Here is a 17,752-nt window from a genome sequence, read left to right on the forward strand (position 1 = left end):
TCCGCCTCGGCCTCCGGGTCCTCGTCCATCTTCCCGATCGTGCCCAGCTCCGCCTCCACCGAGACACCCACCGCGTGAGCGATCTCGACGGTCTTGCGGGAGATCGCGATGTTCTCCCCGAACGACAGCATCGAACCGTCGATCATCACCGAGGTGAACCCGATCCGCAGCGCCGTCAGCATCTGCGGGATGTCCGCACCGTGGTCCCAGTGGATCGCGACCGGCACCGAGGCCTTGTGAGCCCGCTCCCGGATCGCCGGGATCAGCTCGTGGCGGATGTGCGAGACCTCGTCCGGGTGGATCGCCACCAGCAGCGGCGCGTTCGTCTCCTCACTGATCTCCACGATGCCGTTGAACATCGCCCAGTCACTGATGTTGAACGCGGGAACGGCGAAGTTCGCCTCGTTCGCGACGTCCAGGATCTTCTTACCGGTGGTCAGCATCGCAGCAGGTCTCCTTCGGGGGTGGGTTTTCAGGCCTTCACAGCGCCGGCGGAGAGACCGCCGATGAAACGCCGCTGAAAGATCAGGAAGAGGACGAGAACCGGGATCGACCCGAGGATGCTCATCGCCATCATTTCGTTCCACTGGTACGAGTGCTGGCCCATCAGCAGCTGGATCCCGATCGGCACCGTGCGCATGTCATCGGTGCGGGTCAGCGTGAGCGCGAAAAGGTACTCGTTCCAGGAGATCATGAACGTGTACACACCCACCGCGATCATCCCGGGCACCGAGATCGGCACCAGGATCCGCCACAGCGCCGTCCAGCCGGTCGCGCCGTCGACCTTCACCGCCTCGTCCAGCTCCCGCGGCAGGGTGTTGAAGTAGGCCGTCATCATGATGATCGCGTAGGGCAACGTGAACACCATGTGCGTGATGATCAGGCCCGGATAGGTGTTGTACAGACCCATCGACACCATCAACCCGAAGTACGGGATGACCAGCGTGATCGGCGGCACCGCCTGCACACTCACGATCACCACGTTCACCAGGCGCTTGCCGCGGAACTCGTACCGGCTGAACGCGTACGCCGCCAGGATCGCCACCAGCAACGTCAGCGCCGTCACCGCGAGCGCCACCACGTAACTGTTGATGAAGAACCGCAGCTTGTCCGGGTCGGTCAGGACCGTGGTGTACGCGGCGAACGAGACGTTGCCGCTGATCAGCTTCGGCGGGGTCGCCATCACCTCGCCGTTGGGTTTCAGCGAGGTGGACAGCATCCACAGCACGGGGGCGGCGGCGAAGACCGCCCCGAGGCTGAGGCCTGTTATCAGCGCGACCTTGGTCAGTCTCTGCTTTCTGCGGCGGCGGATGAAGGACGTCGTGGTCACCGTGGTCACGCGGCTCACCTCTCCCGCTGCTGGCGTACGTAGAAGAACGCCAGCAGCATCGTCAGGAGCAGCACGATCACCGCGGCCGCCGAGGCCAGGCCGAACTCGTAGCTGCTGAACGCCTGCTTGTACACGTAGGTGCTGAGCATCTCGGTGCTGTTCAGGGGGCCGCCGCCGGTCGTCATCCAGATCAGCGCGAACTGCTGGCTGGTCCAGATCAGGTCCAGCACCGCCATGCTCAGCAGGATCGGGCGCAGCTGCGGGATCGTGACGTTCCAGAACGTGTGCCACGGGCCCGCACCGTCCACGGCCGCGGCCTCGTACAGGTCGGTGGGAATGCCCTGCAGACCGGCCAGGATGCTGATCATGAAGAACGGGTAGCCCGACCAGATGTTGATGAACAGCACCGCCCACAACGCGGTTGCGGGACTGGCCAGCCAGTCGACCTGACCGTCGATCAGGTGGGCCGCCTCCAGCACGTAGTTGACCACGCCGGCCGGGTCGAGCATCAGCCGCCACAGCACCGCCACCACGGCGATCGTGAACAGCCAGGGCAGGATGTACAGCACCCGGAAGACGCTGCGGGTCAGCGGCCCCAGCAGCGGCGAGTTCAGCATCATCGCGAAGACCAGGCCCAGCACCAGGTGCGCGCCCATGCTGCCGACGATGAAGATCGCCGTGTTCTTGAGGGCCGTGCGGAAGTTCGGGTCGGTCAGGATCTGCGTGTAGTTGGCGAACCCGACCAGCACCGGGTTGCGCTCGACGATGACGTTGTCCTTGAACGAGTAGCTGATCACCATGACGATCGGCACGACCATCAGGACGAACAGCAGCACGATCGTGGGGGTCAGGTACCCGAAGGGCACCAGCCGGCGGGCCACCCGGGTGGCCCAGGGCATCCGGGCCGGTCGCGGTGGCGGGTTCTCCTGCGGGGAAGCGGTTCTCGTGAGGGTCAGGGTCGAGATTGAGGACGTCGGGGCCGGCCCGGCGGGGAACGCCGGGTCGGGTGCGGATTGCGGTGCGGGGCTGACGGACGGGCTGAGGGACGGACTGACGGACGGGCCGGCGGTCGGGTGCGCGGGCTCCATCGGGCACCTCCTGGGTAGGCGGGGGCCGCACCGGAACCGGCAGTCGTTCGCGGAACATGACTGCCGGCCGGAGCCGGTTCACGGTGCGGCCCCCCGACTAGGGGGCGGGCGGGGTTGACACCCGCGAGTGCCTCAGAAGACGGAGGCCCAGTTGTCCTGGGTGTTCTTCAGGGCGTCGTCCACACTCGTCTTGCCGGTGAGGACGGCCTGCAACTGCTCGTTGAGCGTGCGCATCAGGTCTTCGGACTTGGGCAGGCCGGTGAACTCGTTGGCCGGCGTGCCGTCCTGGTAGATCGTGAAGGCCTCTTCGAACTTCGGGTCGCTGTCACTGAAGTCCGGCTTCGAGGCGGTGTTACCGGGGAACCCGTTGGCCAGGGTGGACAGCTGCGCGTTCACGTCCTTGCTCATCAGGTACTCGACGAACTTGAACGCCTCGGCCTGGTGCTCGGAGGAGTCCGCCACACCGATACCCCAGCTGGCGTAAGGGATCCCACGCTTACCGGTGTAGCCGTCGGTGGCCGGGATCGCCGCGACCTCGAAGTTCAGGTCGGGCGCGTTCTCCTTGATCAGGTTGATGTGGGCCAGCGAGTCGACCATCATCCCGATCTGCCCGGTCGTGAACTTCTCGACCTTGTCCTGCTCCTTCATGGTCAGGTACCCCGGCGCCACCGCATCCGCGTCGGTCAGGCCCTTGATCATGTCGATGACGCTCTTCACCTCGGGGGTGTTCACGTTCGGCTTGCCGTCGGCCAGCATGCTGCCGCCGGAGGCCCACAGCCACGACATCACGTCGTTCTGGGCACCGTTGGGTGCGCTCGTGTCGAGCGGAAGGGCCCAGCCCTTCTTGTTGTCCCCCAGCGCGCTGATCTTCTTCGCCGCCTCGACGAACTCGGTGCGCGTGCTCGGCACCTCGTTCACCCCCGCCTCCTTCAGCAGGTCGGTGTTCACGAACAGCGGGTAGACGAAGTTGACCACCGGGATCATGTACGTCGAGCCGTCCACCTGGATCTGGCTGGCGAGCTGACTCTCGTCGTACCCGGCGTCTTTCATCAGGTCACTGAGGTTCGCGATCGCGCCCTGCTGGGAGAAGTCGTTGACCCAGGCCCCGTCCAGGCCCACCACGTCCGGCAGCGTGCGCGAGGCCGCGCCCGAGACCAGTTGCTGCTTGGTGGAGGCGTAGGGGGCGGTCACCAGCTCCACCGTGATCCCCGGGTTCTGCGCCTCGAAATCCGCGACGATCTTGTCGAACGCACCGTCGGGGAGTTCCGCGGCCCACCACTGGGCGAACTCCAGCTTGACGTCGCCGCCGGAGGCGGCCGAACCGGACCCGGAACCGCACGCGGCCAGGGCGCCGATGACGGCTGCCGTGGTCACGATCCCGAAAAGCCGACCCGGCCGTACGGCCTTCCTGACACCGCTGACTGCCGACATCCTCAACTCCCTTGTCGAGATACCGCTCTGTGCTGCGTTCCGCGACAGTAACAAGGAGTCTTGAGCTTCTACAAGGGTTTTCTTGCATAAGTTCGGATTAGAAATGCACTCCATTGCAGAGAACCGCAGACTTGCGTGCGCAAGATGCGTAGAGTGTCCCTTTAGTGACTTCGGCACCAAGAATTCATGCGAGTTCCCGATGCAGAAACTGCGCCGGAGCGGGTAGGGGATGCGAGGATCTGCTGTTCTCAGCACCCGACAGCGCCGAAGAAGCGCACACCCCGCACGCCAGAACCGCATCCACCCGGACCCACAGACAGGACCCCACCGTGACCGCACTGGAACCAGCGCTCGAACCGGCGCAGGACTCCACCCCCGGACCCACACCCGGATCCGTGCCCCCGGGCGACTCCCCGGGCGGTTCCTCGCCCGAGTCCGAGGAGAAGCAACGGCACCTGCCGGCCGGGCGCAAGGCCCAGCTCGCCACCTACGTGAGCGAGGCCGGGCAGGTCACCGTCACCGAGCTCGCCACCCGCTTCGGGGTCTCCAGCGACACCATCCGCCGCGACCTGGACCAGCTCAGCAACGACGGCGTCCTGGTCCGCACCTACGGCGGTGCCGTCAGCCAGTCCACGATGGCCCCCGTCGACAGCACCATCGACGTGCGGCTCAAACTCCAGCAGGACGAGAAGGACGTCATCGCCACCCTCGCCGTCGGCCTGATCGAGAACGGCTTCACGATCATGCTCAATGGCGGCACCACCACGCTCGCCGTGGCCCGGGCCCTGCGCAACCACCGCGACCTCACCGTGGCCACCAACAGCCTGCCCATCCCCCCGGCCATCCCCGAGACCGCCGTACGCGGCGTCTACCTGGTCGGCGGCGCCGTGCGGCTGCTCACCCAGACCACCGTCGGGGCGCTCACCTTCCGCACCGCCGGCGGCAACGAGCTCGAGGTCAGGTGCGACCTCGCGCTCATCGCCGTCGGAGCGGTCTCGGCCGACGCCGGATACACCACCAGCAACCTGGCCGAGGCCGAGATGATGCGGGAGATGTGCTCACGCTCCTCCCGCGTGGCCATCCTCGCCGACTCCACCAAGTTCGGGCGCCGCCTGTTCGCCCAGGTCTGCGCCCTCGGCGACGTCGACTACCTGATCACCGACGCCCCACCCCCGGCCGACCTGCGCGCAGCCCTCGCGGCGGCCGGGGTCGAGATCCTCTTCCCACAGACCTGAACCAGACCTGAACCCTTGCCAGATAACCATTTTCGAGTTCGGCAGCACCGCCGGCCCCAGCCGCCGGTCCCCTCGGGGCAACCCGTCGATACCCCGCAACCACCCCGCTGACCACCCGGTGTCCGCCCCCGGGCCAGATCATGACGACGGCGGGCCAGGACCGGGCGGTGGTCACCGCCTCGGCACGTCAGCCTTCTGGTCGTTCCGCCTTCAGCGGGTCGTCCGAGGTCTGAAGGTCGGCCCTGACCCCGGAGTTCTCGGGCACCCCGGGGTCACGAGCACGGTGATCCGCTGGGCCGCGGCGGAGCGGATCCACGCGAGATCGGCCTGCGGCCGAGCCCCGCTCACGTCGGTGTTCGGCTCCGGCCGGTACACATTCCGCCGGGTGGGCGGCGCCCTCCCGGCAGGGTCAGGACCGGAGCTGCTGCCGGGAACGGCGCAGGGCCGGGCCGGTCAGGGCCAGGACCGCCAGTTCGGGCAGGAGCGGGAGCAGCATGCCGGGGCTGACGTGGGATGTGTGCGCGGTGAGGGTGGGGGCCGCCACCAGGGCGACCGCTCCGTGCCCGTGCGGGGTGGGGCTGCCGGTGAACGCGGGGGTCACGGCCAGCAGGTAGCCCAGGTGCGCCACGATCATCAGCACGGCCATGCCGGCGGCCATCATCAGGGCCGATCGCGAGCGCGCCGACATCAGGTGCAGCGCGCAGCCCAGGCAGGCGAGGGCCATGGCGCCGAAGATCCAGGCCGTGGCGTCGTGGGAGGTGAGCGTGGCCAGGTGCAGCACGCCGCCGAGGCCGGCGAGGGCGGCGATCGTCCGGGCGGCCGGGAGGCGGCACGGGGTGGGGGCGGTCGGGCTCACGTCCGCCAGCGTGCCACATTGGATCCATCTTCTGCTAGAGGGGATCCAGAAAGGCGTGGGCGTTCGGGTCCGGACATGATTCGAGGCCGGGGCCACACCGGCGCCGGCCTCGTCAGAAAAGGGGTCAGGCAGTTGCTGCGAGCGTGAAGACCTCGTCGTCCTGCGCACGGGGAACGGACAGCAGGGCGGCACCGCGCTCGCTGGTCTCGAGCACGATCGCGTACTCGTCGTCGTTGGACAGCCCGAAACGGGCCTCGGTGACCTCGGTCAGCGGACGGCGGACCATCACACCGATCAGCATCACGACCACCCCGAGCGCACCCAGCAGGATCGGGGTGAGCAGGTCACCGTCGTCGAGCGTGAGCGCGGCACCGGCCAGCAACGAGGCCCCGACCACACCGAACAGTGCGGTGGACGAGTGCACGAGCGAGGTCTTCACCCGCTCGCGAGCGGCGATCACGCCCAGGGCCCGGTCGCACTCGGCCTGCAGCTCGTTCATCAGCTCCCGGTTCGGCAGGTCGTGCTCGCGCCGGAAACGCAGGTTCACGACGGTGGCGTGGACGGCCGGGTTGCGGCAGCCTTCGGGGTCGAAGGCGTCCAGTACCCAGCCGAGGTGCCGGTACGCATCGCGGTAGACCCACTCCAGGCGACGCGGAGCCTGCACGGTGGCGAACTCGTAGTCGGCCGGGTCGACGGCACCGTCAACGATGGTCTCGGACATCAGGATGTTCCCCTTGGTTCGTGCCGCGGCCGGTCCCTCACCGTCCGCCGACCTGCATCAGCCTGCTACTCGAAGATCCTCAGCGCATCCGCCTGGAGGAGCATTCCCAGGTACGACGAGAGTCGTACGACCGGGTGTATGGCATCTGCCACAAAGAGATACCCCGACAGGTCGTCCTGATACGAACGGAATACGGCCGGAATGCGGACGCCGGTTCCGGATCGGGAAATCCGGCCGGAGCGGGCGCCGACCATCAGGCCAGTGATAAACCCACCTCAGGCTTCGTCCGAGCCTTGGGATAAGCCTGCAGCCGGGCAGAGTCCACCGATAGTGTGCCCTTGACAACGCAGGCCCGGCATCAGCCGAACACAGGAGCAGACTCGACGTGTACGACCTCCGGCCCGGGGATCCGGAGCAGATCGGCGAATTCGCGGTCGTCGGCCGTCTGGGCGGCGGTGGCATGGGCACCGTGTACCTGGCCGAGTCACCCGACGGCACCAGGGTCGCCATCAAGGTCGTGCACGAATACCTGGCCGCCGACCCGGAGTTCCGGCGCCGGTTCGCGCACGAGGTCGACTCGGCCGGCAAGATCTCCGGCACCTACACCGCCGAGGTCCTCACCGCCGACACCGAGGCCCGCCTGCCCTGGATGGCCACCGAGTTCGTCGAGGGCCACAACCTGCTGCAGACCGTCGACGTCGACGGCCCGCTGAGCCCCGAGGCCGTGCTCGAGCTGGCCGCGGGCGTGGCCGACGCCCTGACCGAGATCCACCGGGCCGGCGTCATCCACCGTGACCTCAAGCCCTCCAACATCCTGCTCTCGCCGCAGGGCCCCCGGGTCATCGACTTCGGTATCGCCCGCGCCGCCGAGGCCAGCACCGTCACCAGCACCGGCAAGATCACCGGCTCGGCCGCGTACATGTCGCCCGAGCAGGCCGTGGGCCAGCGGGTCGGGCCCGCCACCGACGTGTTCTCCCTGGGCGCCCTGCTGTACTACGCGGCCACCGGCGAGCCCGCGTTCGGCACCGGCCCGGCCACCGCCATGCTCTACCGCACGGTGCACGGCGAGGTGAACCTGGAGCCGATCCGGTCCGCACCGCTGCGCGACCTGATCGCCGCGCTCCTGGAGAAAGACCCGGCCGACCGGCCCAACGCCAAGCACATCGCGATCGCCGCGCGCACCGGCACACCCGTCACCCGGCTGCCGCGCCACACCCCCGCCGCCGGGGTCCGGGCCGTGCCGCCGCCCGCGCCCACCCCGGCCGGCGGCGTCAGCGCCTACGACAACCTGATGAACCAGGTCGCCCTGGCCACCGCCTCCCGCGGCAACCCGATCATCCAGACCACACAGCAGCACACCCCCATCGACCGGGCCTCCCGGTTCCGGTCGCCCGTCCTGGTGCAGGCCGCCGCCGGGGCCGCGCTGCTGGTGGCCCTGGTCGTCGGTGGAGTCGTCCTGTTCACCACGGGCGACAAGGAGAAGGCACCCACGGCCAACGTCTCCGGTTCCGAGGACGTGCCCTCGCCCACGGCCACCACGGCCGGGCCCCAGATCACCGGTAAGGCCACGCCCGCCAACGTCGGGGGCCCCACCAGCGTGCCCACCTACGCCACGACCACCGGGCGCAGCTACACCACGACCAGGGCCGGCGATCCCCTGGCCACGGTGACCGTCACGCCGTCCCGCAGTGCGTCCCCCACGCCGACGAAGACCAAGCCCACCACGTCGACCACCACCAGCACCGCCGCGCCGCCCCCCGCGGCCACCAGCACCCCGGCCGTCGACCCGCCGACCACCACCACCGGTGGGGGCGGAGACGACGGGGGCGGAGGCGACGGCGGTAGCGACACCAGCACCACCACCGACGCCGGCGAACCGGGCGCGGCCGCGGAAAACCCCTGATCCCGGGCTCGGACCTCTGCCGGGCTCACCGCCCGGACCCATCCAGGCTCAAGGTCTCGACCGCGAATGGCACCCTCTCGCCGGCGAATGCCAATCTCCCGGGCGTGATCAGGCGAACTTTCCCCGCGACGACATCTCCCGGGGAAGTTCGCCTGATCACGCCCGACGGAAGGCCGACCGAACCGACGAAGGAACGCCCACCGCGGCCGGCGAGGGGCCGCCAGCGACGGCCGGCGAACGTTCGGGGCCGTAGCCCGGGCTACGGCTGCGGTCGGCGGCGGGCCAGGAAGTCCGCCACCCGGTGCCCCTTCTCGATCCCCCGGGCCTCGAACCGGGTGACCGGACGCCACGACGGTCGTTCCACGGCGCCGCCGCCCTCCAGCTCGAGGGCGGGCTCGGCCGCCAGCACCTCGCCCATCTGCTCGGCGTAGGGCCACCAGTCGGTGGCGCAGTGCAGCAGCCCACCCGGGGCCAGCCGGTCCGCGACCAGCGCCGCGAACCGCGGCGTGACCAGCCGGCGCTTGTGATGCCGGGCCTTCGGCCAGGGATCGGGAAAGAACACCCGCACCCCGGCCAGGCTGCCCGACGGCACCCGCTCGCGCAGCAAGACCTCACCGTCGCCGTTGAGCACGCGCACGTTCTCCAGCCCGCCCTCCGCCAGGGCGAGCACCAGGGCGCCCACCCCCGGCGTGTGCACGTCGGCGGCCACCACCCCGGTCGCCGGATCGGCGGCCGCCATCGACAGGGTGCTGCTGCCCGACCCGAACCCGATCTCCAGGACCACCGGCACCCCGGGTGCGAACATCGTCCTCAATTCCAGCGGTTCGCCACCGGCCGGGACCTCGAACCGCGACAGGTGCTCGGCCATCGCCTCGCGCCGCATCGAACCCATCCGCCCCCGCCGTAGTTTGTACGTGGGAACGGCGGGCGCGGGTGTCTCGGTCACGGCGGTCATTATCCGCCGCAGCGCCCTACCGGCGACGGGAGGGGTGCGGCGGTTGCTGACGCCCGGCCCGCACCGGAGGGGCGGGCACCACGCAGTCCTGGACACCGTCCGACCACGGGTTCTGCGGGTCCCCGTCGACGAGCGCGATCTCGTACAGGGAGATCTTCGCGGTGACGGCGTCCAGGCTGGCGCTCAGGCGTTCCATCTGGGCGCGCACGTGGTCCTGGTGCTCGCGCAGCAGGTCGAGGCGTTCCTGCTCGTTACCGGCGCCGGCACGGACCAGGCCGGCGTAGCGGGCGATCTCGGCCAGGGGCATGCCGGAGTCGCGCAGGCGGGTGGCCAGCAGCAGCCACTGCACGTCCTGGCTGCCGTAGACGCGCCGGCCCGCGCCGTCGCGCGCGACCGGGTTCACGAACAGGTTCTCCTGCTCGTAGAAGCGCAGCGTGTGCGCGGACAGGCCGGTCTGCGCGCTGATCTCGCCGATGCTCAGGACATCGGACACGGGGGCTGCGCTCGTGGTCGTCACGTCTCCACTGTAAGCACTTGTCCTCGAGTCCTCTCGAACTCCTAGCGTCGTCGGTGACCACGAGGAAGGACTTCACCCCATGAGTACCCGTACCTGGATGATCACCGGCGCCTCCGGCGGCTTCGGCGCCCTGATGACGCGGAAGCTGCTGGAACGGGGCGACACGGTGGTCGCGGCCGTGCGCCGTCCGCAGGCCCTGGACGACCTGCTCGCCACCTACGGCGGGCAGCGGCTGCAGACCGTGCGACTGGACCTGACCGACGCCGGGTCGATCCGCGCGGCCACCGATGCGGCGTTCGCCGCGAACGAGCGCATCGACGTCGTCGTCAGCAACGCCGGGCACGGAACGTTCGGTGCGGCCGAGGAACTCACCGACGCGCAGATCGAGCGGGTGATCGGCGTGAACCTGCTCGGCTCGATCCACCTGATCCGGGCCGCGCTGCCGCACCTGCGGGCGCAGGGTGGGGGCCGGGTGCTGCAGGTGGCCTCGGAGGGCGGGTCGATCGCGTACCCGAACTTCAGCGCCTACCACGCGAGTAAGTGGGGCATCGAGGGTTTCGTGGAGTCGGTGCGGCAGGAGGTGGCGCCCTTCGGCATCGACTTCACCGTGCTGGAGCCCGGCCCCTCGCCGACCGGTTTCGGCGACGCCCTCGACACCGCCCCGGCCACCCCGGTCTACGACCCCACCCCCTCGGGTGACGTGCGGCGGATGCTCCGGACCGGGGAGGGATTCGACTGGTCCGACCCCGCCCTGATCGCCGAGGCGAGCATCGCCGTCGCCGACGTCACCCCCGCCCCCGTGCGCCTGGCCCTGGGCCGGGGGGCGTACGCGCAGATCCGCGCCGCCCTGCAGACGCGCCTGGCCGAACTGGACGCGCAGCGCACGATCAGCGAGTCGGTGGCCGCCTGAGCCTCCGGGCGCGGGCCCTTCCCGGACCTCCGGGAAGGGCCCGCGTCACCGCAAGCACCCGCTCAGGGGCCGACACCCGCCGGAGTAAACCATCCGCGTCCTCCATCACCCGACGAGACCGCGAGCGCCTTCTCGTCGTGCAGGGAGTGTGGGCTGCCTGTCCTCGCTCCCGTACCGGTGGGCGGGGTCAGGCGGTCTGCTGCATCCGGATCAGGTTGCCCGCCGGGTCGCGGAAGGCGGCGTCGCGCACGCCGTAGGGCTGGTCGGTGGGTTCCTGCACGATGTCGATGTCACCGGCCTGGAGCTTCTCGAAGGTGGCGTCGAGGTCGGGCGTGGCCAGGTTGAGGCTGGCGAACGTGCCCTTGGCCATCATCTCGGCCACGACGCGCTTCTCCTCCTCGCTGACGTTCGGGGTGGCCTCCGGCGGGTAGAGCACGATCGCGGTGTCGGCCTGACCGGCCGGGCCGACCGTGATCCAGCGCATGGCCTCGTAACCGACGTCGAGGCGCACCTCGAAGCCCAGCAGGTCACGGTAGAAGGCCAGCGAGGCCTCCGGGTCGGTGTGCGGAAGGAAGCTCGAGTGGATGGTGATGTCCATGACCGTCACGCTAGAGGCCCGCCCCTGAGCTGGGCTTCTCGATTCCTGATCGTCTCGCCGTTCTCCGTCGTTGTCCGGCGTTCTCCGGCGGATGGTGGATGCGCCCTGTGCGATGCTGACAGGCGTGACGTCGTTGGAGGATCTGGTCCGGCTGCGCCGGGCCCGCGACCTGATGGACCGGGACTACGCCAGTCCGCTCGACGTGACCGCCCTGGCCCGGTTCGCCCTGATGTCGCCCGGGCACTTCTCCCGGAGCTTCCGGGCCGCGTTCGGGGAGTCGCCCTACAGCTACCTGATGACCCGCCGCATCGAGCGGGCCATGGCCCTCCTGCGCCGCGGCGACCTCAGCGTCACCGAGATCTGTTTCGCCGTCGGGTTCTCGTCGCTGGGCACCTTCAGTTCCCGTTTCACCGAGCTGGTCGGTGAAAGCCCCAGCGCCTACCGGGCCCGCGACCACGCCGCTGCTCCCGGCATCACGGGTTTCGCCGGGATCGCGCCCTGCCTGGCCAAGATCCACACCCGTCCGATCCGGCACCGGACCGCCCGGTCCGAAACCGCCGGGCAAACTGTCGGACCCCGTCCCTAGACTCGCGCTCATGGACGGAACGACCCTGCGGGCCACGGCCCTGCGCATCGCGACCGGGCTGCCCGCCGCCGAGCACTGCTTCCCGTTCGGGCCCGAGACCGAGGTCTGCAAGGTCGTCGGCAAGGTGTATTTCCTGGCCGGCGAGCTGCACGGTGAACCCCTGGTCACCCTCAAGTGCGATCCGGAGCACAGCCTGTCCCTGCAGGAGCAGTTCCCCGACGTCTTCCCCGGCTACCACATGAACAAGAAACACTGGATCTCGATCGGCGGCGGTGACGACATCACCGAAGATCTCATCGACGAACTGGTGCGCTCCTCCTACACGCTCGTCGTCAGCACCCTGCCTCGCGCGAAACGGCCCGGTCTCTCTGCGCAGGCCATGAAAGGGATTGCTACAGAAATTGATTGAAGCCGTTTGGTTCGCACCTGTCGCGGTCAGTCCAGTCGGCGAGCGCTTGCCCGGTGCTCCCGCACGGCCCGGATCTGCTGTTCCTGCGCGCGGTTGAGCCACCACTCCTCGAGCTTGACCTTCAGGAGCAGAACGAACGGACGCGTGGGGGCGCCGGTCTCCAGGGCCTGGGCGCGCACGTCGAAGCGCACCGCCCAGCGTCCACCGGTGAGTTCCTCACCCGGGACGGCACCGAAGAAGGTCGCGACCGCGCAGACCTCGACGACGACCTCGACCTGCGGCACCTGCCGGTCCCGGCGCACCAGGGCGACCTCGGTGACCTTCAGCGACCAGGGGGTGAGCGGAATGCGTGGTCGAGCGTTGAGGCGCCCGACGATCTGCGCCGCGGGGAGCGGGAGTTCGTACCCGGCGTTCATGACTTCACGATAGAACCGCCACCCACCGCCCGACCGGGCCCTTGGTCGTCCTTCATCGGACCCTTCGGCCCTGCGGCGACACCGCGAACCACATCCGCCGCGGCCCTGCCCGTTGAGCTCACCCGGCTCGTCGCCGCCGCCGGACCGGTGCACCGGACTGCCGCCCACGGTGAGCCGGAGGGTGATGGACCTTCCGCAGCTCACGAGCAGGATGCCCGCAGCCACGTCCAGGAGGATCCGGCCGGAGGGACTCGTGCCCGGTCTACGAGACAGACCTGCCCGGGGGGTTCGCCCCGGCCTCGGTGAACCCCCCGGCACCGCCACGTCGTATAGGTACCGGCCGGATCACGGCCGCACTTTCGGGAGCTGCCGCAGCTTCGACCGCAGACAGGAGGGCCCCGGTGGCCGAGATCTTCCTCCCGGGCGACGACCTGGACGCCGCCCGCGCCGCGCTGGACAAGGTGCGCGAGAACATCGACATCAGCGGCGCGAACATCGACTTCGACCAGGCCCTGGGCCGTGACCTGGCCCGCTCCGCCGGTTCGTTCGAGAACGCCTGGTCCGACGGCCGGTTCCAGCTGGTCCGCGAGATCGACGGCATCCGCGACAAGTTCCAGCAGGTCAGCGACGCCTTCGCCGACACCGACGCGCAAGCCGCCGAAAGCCTCGTGACGGAGTAGCCATGCCCGACCGTGAACGCTTCCTGCTCAACGTGCCCGAGACCTGGAGCACCACCGACCTGTCCGGCCAGGAGATGGCCGCCGCCCGCGCCCAGGCGCTCGCCGAGACCCCGGACCCCCGGGCCAAGGCCCAGGTCAACGACTTCTTCCGCACCGGCCGCGAACTCCTGCGCTCGGCCCGTAAACACGGCGCCCTGTTCAGCGCCAGCACCGCCGAGATGTACGACGACGGGCTCTTCATGGCCTACGTGATGGTGTTCGCGGTGAACACTCCCGAGGGCCTGGAATTCACGCTGCCCGTGCTGACCCAGGCGCTGGGGACCTCCCGCCGCGCTCCCAGCGACCGCGAGGTCACCTCCGTCACCCTGCCGCACATCGGCACGGTCGCCCGCGTGACCGGCACCGAGGAGACCGCGATCACCGCCGACGTCTCGACGAAGCTGCTCACCATGCACACCATGCTGCCTGTGCCCGGCAGTCCCCAGGAGTACCTCGTCGTCTCCTGCGCCAGCCCGAACCTGCCGCTGAAAGCAGCGGTGCACCCGCTGTTCAACGCCATCACTGCGACGTTCCGTTTCGTCGCCCCCGACGGCCGACCGTTGCCGGCCACGTCCTGAGCAAGGCTTTTCGAGGAGGATCCCGGTGCCCAGACCGACCAGTGCAGATCTGGCCCTCGTCGGCCTGTCCGACGACCCCACCCCCGGCGACACGGCCGAGATCGCCCGTCTGGAGGCCCGCTACCGCGACGTCGGCGACCAGGCCTCGACCGCACTGAACTTCGTGCGTAAGGGCGGCGTGCTCGACACGCGCGGCCGCGGGCAGGCCGTCGACGCCCTCAAGGAGCAGGTGTCCAAGCTCGAGGGATTCCTCCAGCAGACCGTCGACTCGTTCCAGCAGGCCGCCGACGCCTACCAGGACTACTCCACCAAACTCGACGACGCCCAGGGCAAGCTCGACGAGGCCATTGCCGACGCCCGGCCCGTGGCCGGCACCGCCTCCCAGACCGTCGCGCCCCTGGCCACCGACGCCACCGACACCCAGCGCTCCGACGCCCGCCGGCAGCAAGACCGCATCGACGACGCCAACGAGACCCTGAATGCGGCCAAGCGCAAGGCCGAAGACGCGCGCAACGACCGCGAGAGCGCCCGCCGCGCCTGCGAGAGCGAACTCGACGAGGCCAAGGACAAGGCCATCGCCGAGCGCAACGTCTTCCAGAAGATCGCGGACTTCTTCGAGGACAACTTCTTCGTCCAGCTCGTCCTGGCCGCCATCGTCGGCATCATCGCCCTGGTCTTCCCCGTCGCCGGGCTCCTGCTGGGCGGCCTGCTGTTCGTGTTCAACCAGGCCGTGGCGATAGGCGACGGAGCCTTCAAGACAGGCGACTTCATCACCGGTCTCATCGCCCTGGTACCGGGTGGGGCCCTGATCGGGCGATTCGCCGGCACCCTCTCGAAACTGCCCGGCCTCCCGCAGATCCTGAACTCCGGCCTGGTCAAGGGTGTGACCAGGTTCAGCGAGAACCTGGGCGGCAAGAACTTCGCCGGCCTCCCCCTCGACAAGGTGGTCGGGCCATCCGGTGACCTGATCCGGGAATTCGGCAAGGGTGCCACCCTCGAGGTCATCGGCAAGGCCGGCAACGGCGAGGAGATCACCGCCGCGAACATCCTGGCCCCGACCGCCGTCGGCGCCCTGGGCGCGGTCGGGGCCGGAGGCCTGCTGAAGAAGTTCAACCCGGACAAGACCCCGGCCGCAGCAGGTGCCCCAGCCGCAGCAGGTGCCCCGGCCGCAGCGGGAACACCCGGCGGGACGGGGACCGGTGACACCAGCCGGCCCGGCAGCCCGGCGCCCAGCACCACGCCCGCCGCGACCGGTGCGGGCGGTGCGGGTTCCGGGTCCGGTGCGGGCTCCGATACGCGTGCGGGTTCCGATACGCGTGCGGGTTCCGATGATGCAGAGGTTCCGGCTGCTGCCGGTGGTGCGACCCCTCCGGCTGCTGCGAGCGACGCCGGCAGCGCTGGTGTCCCGGGGAAGTTCGTCCCCGAGCGGTCCGTCCGGGACGAGGTCAACGAGCAGCTCGCCAACAACATCTCGCAGTTCGCGGGGGCCTTCACCAAGGTGGGGGTGTCCATGGAGGAGAAGGGCATCACGTTCGAGGAAGCCCTGAACGGCGAGGCCGCGAACCTCATCCCCGGCGTGGCCGGTGGCCCGGCGGGCAAGGACCGCTCGGTGAGGAACGTTTTCGGCGAAGCCCCCGCGCCCGACCACCAGAACCAGGGCCCGAACTCCGGCGGCGTCCCCCTGGCCCCGCAAAGCTCGAAAAGTCAGCAGCCGGACCCATCAACCCCGGCGTCCCCACCGCAAGAAACCCCAGGCCCGGCAACCCAGTAACCCAGCCCAGTCACCTCCGGCCTCACCAACACAGGTGACCCCCGACCCAGTCACGCAACAACTGGCCCGGTCGCCGTCCTCCCCGACTTCGACCACGCCCGACCCCCAGCAGCCCACCCAGTCGCCACCGGCAACACCGACCCCGGCCGCGCCGGGCTCGTCCTCCCCCGGTTCGGATCCGGCGCCGGGTACCCCCACCCGATCCGGCGGCGCTTGATGCGATGGACGGCGGCGCGTTCTCGCCAGTCCGGATGCGGGGTTCTTCCGGATCAGACGGCGTGGCTCATGAAGAGGTATCTACTACCGTCCGCCGCGGTGGCGTGCTCATCGAACGTGTAGCCGATGAATCGGTAGAAGTCCTCGGCCTGCAAACCGACGCCGGCCCTGATGCGAGCGGAGCCCGTGCGCTCGCGAAAGTCGATTTCGACATGGCGGACCAGCATCGTGCCGATTCCTCGCCGGGTCTCGGCCGGGTCGACGTAGACATGGCGCAGCCTCATGTCCGCCCAGCCGGCGCAACCCACCACTCGATCGTTCTCCGTCGCGACAAAAAGTTGACGGCGTTCGATCAGCATTCCCAACTCGGCGGGATCGACATCGGCGAGAAGGGTCTGCACCTCGTGGAGGGTGTACCTCTTCGGAGCGTGAACGGAGAAACCATCGTGGCGCAGTTCCAGCACACGAGCGAGATCGTCCGCGGTCGCAGGCCTGATCTGGATCATCGAACGCTGACTTTGCCCAGCCCGGGGGGCGAGCTGGGTAGTTTCCGATCAGTACCAGACCTGCGCGAGCCCCGTGCCCCGGCCCTCGCACCAGCACCCGGCCGCTGACCGGATCAGACGGCCGGGTCGATGACCCCCTTCGTCAGGATGGGGGCGGCAGCCAGGAAAGGAGCGAGCGCCGTCGGCGCGCCCGGGCCGGCGCGGAACGCCCGGTAAGCCTCGTCGGCCTCCATCGACGCCCAGCGCTCGACCACGACCAGGTGCGCGGCATCGGCCTGGTCGACCATCACGTCCACACTCTCGCAGCCGTCGAAAGTCCTTGTCTCTTCGAGGACTTCGTGGACGACGGGCAGCGCCTGCGCGAGGGTCTCCGGCGTGAGGTTGAATTCGAGCACCGCGATCACGGTCATGGTTGATTCCTCGCCTCGTCGTTCGGGTGGACACCACAGACGTTAATCCTTCGCGTCCTGCCACATCGGGCCGGGATGGGACGTTGACCTATCTGGCTAAAGCCATTAGCTTAAAGCTACTAGATATAGCCGCACCGTGGACGAAGGCAGGGACCACCGTGACCGACACGCACCCCACCACCACGAGCACCCTCCGGGGTCCCGGCCACGACCTCCTGACCGGCGGTCTGCGCTTCCTCAGCGAAATCGTCGCCTGGGTGGGCACCCCCTGGGCCCTGTGGTCACACTCCATCCCGCTGGCCGTTCTCGCTCTCGTGCTGCTCATCGTGCCGTCCGCCATTTTCAGCACCCCGGGTGACCGGCCCGGCGGCGATTCCCCGGTCGCGGTCCACGGCATCGTCACCATCCTTCTGCTGCTGATCCAGCTCGTCGCGGCGACCGCGGCGGCCTGGGTCCTCTGGCCGGCCCCCGTCGCCATCGCGGTGACCGCCCTGTGCGTCCTCGTGACGATCACCGAGCAACCACGCTGGCACTCGCTGATGAGGACGCCCCTGCGCTGAACGAGGCGCAACGACCACTCCCACCCGGGATCCCGCC

The 17,752-nt window shown here is 69.3% G+C and carries 21 protein-coding genes; 9 read left to right on the forward strand and 12 right to left on the reverse strand.

Going from position 1 to position 17,752, the window contains the following annotated elements; translation table 11 throughout:
* The 4 genes from LR393_RS33040 to LR393_RS33055 form a co-directional block, all read right to left on the reverse strand.
* Window positions 1-443: class II fructose-bisphosphate aldolase (locus LR393_RS33040; protein ID WP_231489151.1), on the reverse strand; the 443-nt coding region annotated here is incomplete at its 3' end.
* Between the two features lie 29 nt (window positions 444-472).
* Window positions 473-1,312, reverse strand: a complete 840-nt coding sequence (locus tag LR393_RS33045; RefSeq protein WP_345718641.1) for a carbohydrate ABC transporter permease — start codon at window positions 1,310-1,312, stop codon at window positions 473-475.
* A 32-nt stretch (window positions 1,313-1,344) separates the two neighbouring features.
* Complete coding sequence (locus LR393_RS33050) at window positions 1,345-2,229, reverse strand: carbohydrate ABC transporter permease (protein ID WP_345718640.1); 885 nt, start codon at window positions 2,227-2,229, stop codon at window positions 1,345-1,347.
* Window positions 2,230-2,550: 321 nt separating this feature from the next.
* Window positions 2,551-3,849, reverse strand: a complete 1,299-nt coding sequence (locus LR393_RS33055) for an ABC transporter substrate-binding protein (RefSeq protein WP_231489154.1) — start codon at window positions 3,847-3,849, stop codon at window positions 2,551-2,553.
* Between the two features lie 329 nt (window positions 3,850-4,178).
* Between LR393_RS33055 and LR393_RS33060 the strand changes: the two genes are divergently transcribed.
* Entirely contained in the window at window positions 4,179-5,084 is a 906-nt protein-coding gene (locus LR393_RS33060) for a DeoR family transcriptional regulator (RefSeq protein ID WP_231489155.1), read from the forward strand.
* A 409-nt stretch (window positions 5,085-5,493) separates the two neighbouring features.
* Here the strand turns inward: LR393_RS33060 and LR393_RS33065 are convergent, their stop codons facing one another.
* The gene (locus LR393_RS33065) at window positions 5,494-5,940 is read right to left on the reverse strand and encodes a hypothetical protein (RefSeq protein ID WP_231489156.1); all 447 of its coding nucleotides are present in this window, start codon (window positions 5,938-5,940) and stop codon (window positions 5,494-5,496) included.
* A 124-nt stretch (window positions 5,941-6,064) separates the two neighbouring features.
* Window positions 6,065-6,661 (reverse strand): hypothetical protein, encoded by a 597-nt coding sequence (locus LR393_RS33070; protein WP_231489157.1) that lies wholly within the window; start codon window positions 6,659-6,661, stop codon window positions 6,065-6,067.
* 385 nt (window positions 6,662-7,046) lie between these two features.
* On the opposite strand from LR393_RS33070, the gene LR393_RS36000 reads away from it, so the two are divergent.
* Complete coding sequence (locus LR393_RS36000) at window positions 7,047-8,564, forward strand: serine/threonine-protein kinase (RefSeq protein ID WP_331283010.1); 1,518 nt, start codon at window positions 7,047-7,049, stop codon at window positions 8,562-8,564.
* 259 nt (window positions 8,565-8,823) lie between these two features.
* Here LR393_RS36000 and trmB read toward each other — a convergent pair whose 3' ends face one another.
* Window positions 8,824-9,519: a tRNA (guanosine(46)-N7)-methyltransferase TrmB gene (trmB, locus tag LR393_RS33080; protein ID WP_345718605.1), complete on the reverse strand. Its 696-nt coding sequence runs from the start codon at window positions 9,517-9,519 to the stop codon at window positions 8,824-8,826.
* Between the two features lie 16 nt (window positions 9,520-9,535).
* A complete protein-coding gene (locus LR393_RS33085) occupies window positions 9,536-10,036 on the reverse strand; it encodes a MerR family transcriptional regulator (protein WP_231489159.1) in 501 nt (166 codons plus the stop codon).
* Between the two features lie 79 nt (window positions 10,037-10,115).
* Here LR393_RS33085 and LR393_RS33090 point away from each other — a divergent pair, with 79 nt between their 5' ends.
* The gene (locus LR393_RS33090; protein ID WP_231489160.1) at window positions 10,116-10,946 is read left to right on the forward strand and encodes an SDR family oxidoreductase; all 831 of its coding nucleotides are present in this window, start codon (window positions 10,116-10,118) and stop codon (window positions 10,944-10,946) included.
* Window positions 10,947-11,133: 187 nt separating this feature from the next.
* Here the strand turns inward: LR393_RS33090 and LR393_RS33095 are convergent, their stop codons facing one another.
* Window positions 11,134-11,544 (reverse strand): VOC family protein, encoded by a 411-nt coding sequence (locus tag LR393_RS33095; protein WP_231489161.1) that lies wholly within the window; start codon window positions 11,542-11,544, stop codon window positions 11,134-11,136.
* A 112-nt stretch (window positions 11,545-11,656) separates the two neighbouring features.
* Between LR393_RS33095 and LR393_RS33100 the strand changes: the two genes are divergently transcribed.
* Complete coding sequence (locus tag LR393_RS33100) at window positions 11,657-12,130, forward strand: helix-turn-helix transcriptional regulator (protein ID WP_345718604.1); 474 nt, start codon at window positions 11,657-11,659, stop codon at window positions 12,128-12,130.
* 10 nt (window positions 12,131-12,140) lie between these two features.
* On the forward strand, window positions 12,141-12,539 hold the full coding sequence (locus LR393_RS33105; RefSeq protein ID WP_231489163.1) for an MmcQ/YjbR family DNA-binding protein: 399 nt from the start codon (window positions 12,141-12,143) through the stop codon (window positions 12,537-12,539).
* 26 nt (window positions 12,540-12,565) lie between these two features.
* Here the strand turns inward: LR393_RS33105 and LR393_RS33110 are convergent, their stop codons facing one another.
* Window positions 12,566-12,955, reverse strand: coding sequence for a hypothetical protein (locus LR393_RS33110; RefSeq protein WP_231489164.1), 390 nt, complete (start codon window positions 12,953-12,955; stop codon window positions 12,566-12,568).
* Between the two features lie 401 nt (window positions 12,956-13,356).
* Between LR393_RS33110 and LR393_RS33115 the strand changes: the two genes are divergently transcribed.
* The 3 genes from LR393_RS33115 to LR393_RS33125 are packed head-to-tail and all read left to right on the forward strand — an operon-like array spanning window position 13,357 to window position 16,023.
* A complete protein-coding gene (locus LR393_RS33115; protein WP_231489165.1) occupies window positions 13,357-13,635 on the forward strand; it encodes a hypothetical protein in 279 nt (92 codons plus the stop codon).
* 2 nt (window positions 13,636-13,637) lie between these two features.
* Window positions 13,638-14,252, forward strand: a complete 615-nt coding sequence (locus LR393_RS33120) for a hypothetical protein (protein ID WP_231489166.1) — start codon at window positions 13,638-13,640, stop codon at window positions 14,250-14,252.
* 25 nt (window positions 14,253-14,277) lie between these two features.
* Window positions 14,278-16,023 carry an AAA family ATPase gene (locus tag LR393_RS33125; protein WP_231489167.1) on the forward strand — a complete coding sequence of 582 codons (1,746 nt, stop codon included), beginning with the start codon at window positions 14,278-14,280 and terminating at the stop codon, window positions 16,021-16,023.
* 269 nt (window positions 16,024-16,292) lie between these two features.
* Here the strand turns inward: LR393_RS33125 and LR393_RS33130 are convergent, their stop codons facing one another.
* Together LR393_RS33130 and LR393_RS33135 are read right to left on the reverse strand one after the other, a co-directional pair.
* Complete coding sequence (locus LR393_RS33130) at window positions 16,293-16,745, reverse strand: GNAT family N-acetyltransferase (RefSeq protein WP_231489168.1); 453 nt, start codon at window positions 16,743-16,745, stop codon at window positions 16,293-16,295.
* Between the two features lie 113 nt (window positions 16,746-16,858).
* Window positions 16,859-17,155, reverse strand: a complete 297-nt coding sequence (locus LR393_RS33135; RefSeq protein ID WP_231489169.1) for a putative quinol monooxygenase — start codon at window positions 17,153-17,155, stop codon at window positions 16,859-16,861.
* 158 nt (window positions 17,156-17,313) lie between these two features.
* Between LR393_RS33135 and LR393_RS33140 the strand changes: the two genes are divergently transcribed.
* Entirely contained in the window at window positions 17,314-17,715 is a 402-nt protein-coding gene (locus LR393_RS33140) for a hypothetical protein (RefSeq protein WP_231489170.1), read from the forward strand.
* Window positions 17,716-17,752: the final 37 nt, after the last annotated feature.

The organism is Kineosporia mesophila, from assembly GCF_021129235.1.
GTDB lineage: Bacteria > Actinomycetota > Actinomycetes > Actinomycetales > Kineosporiaceae > Kineosporia > Kineosporia mesophila.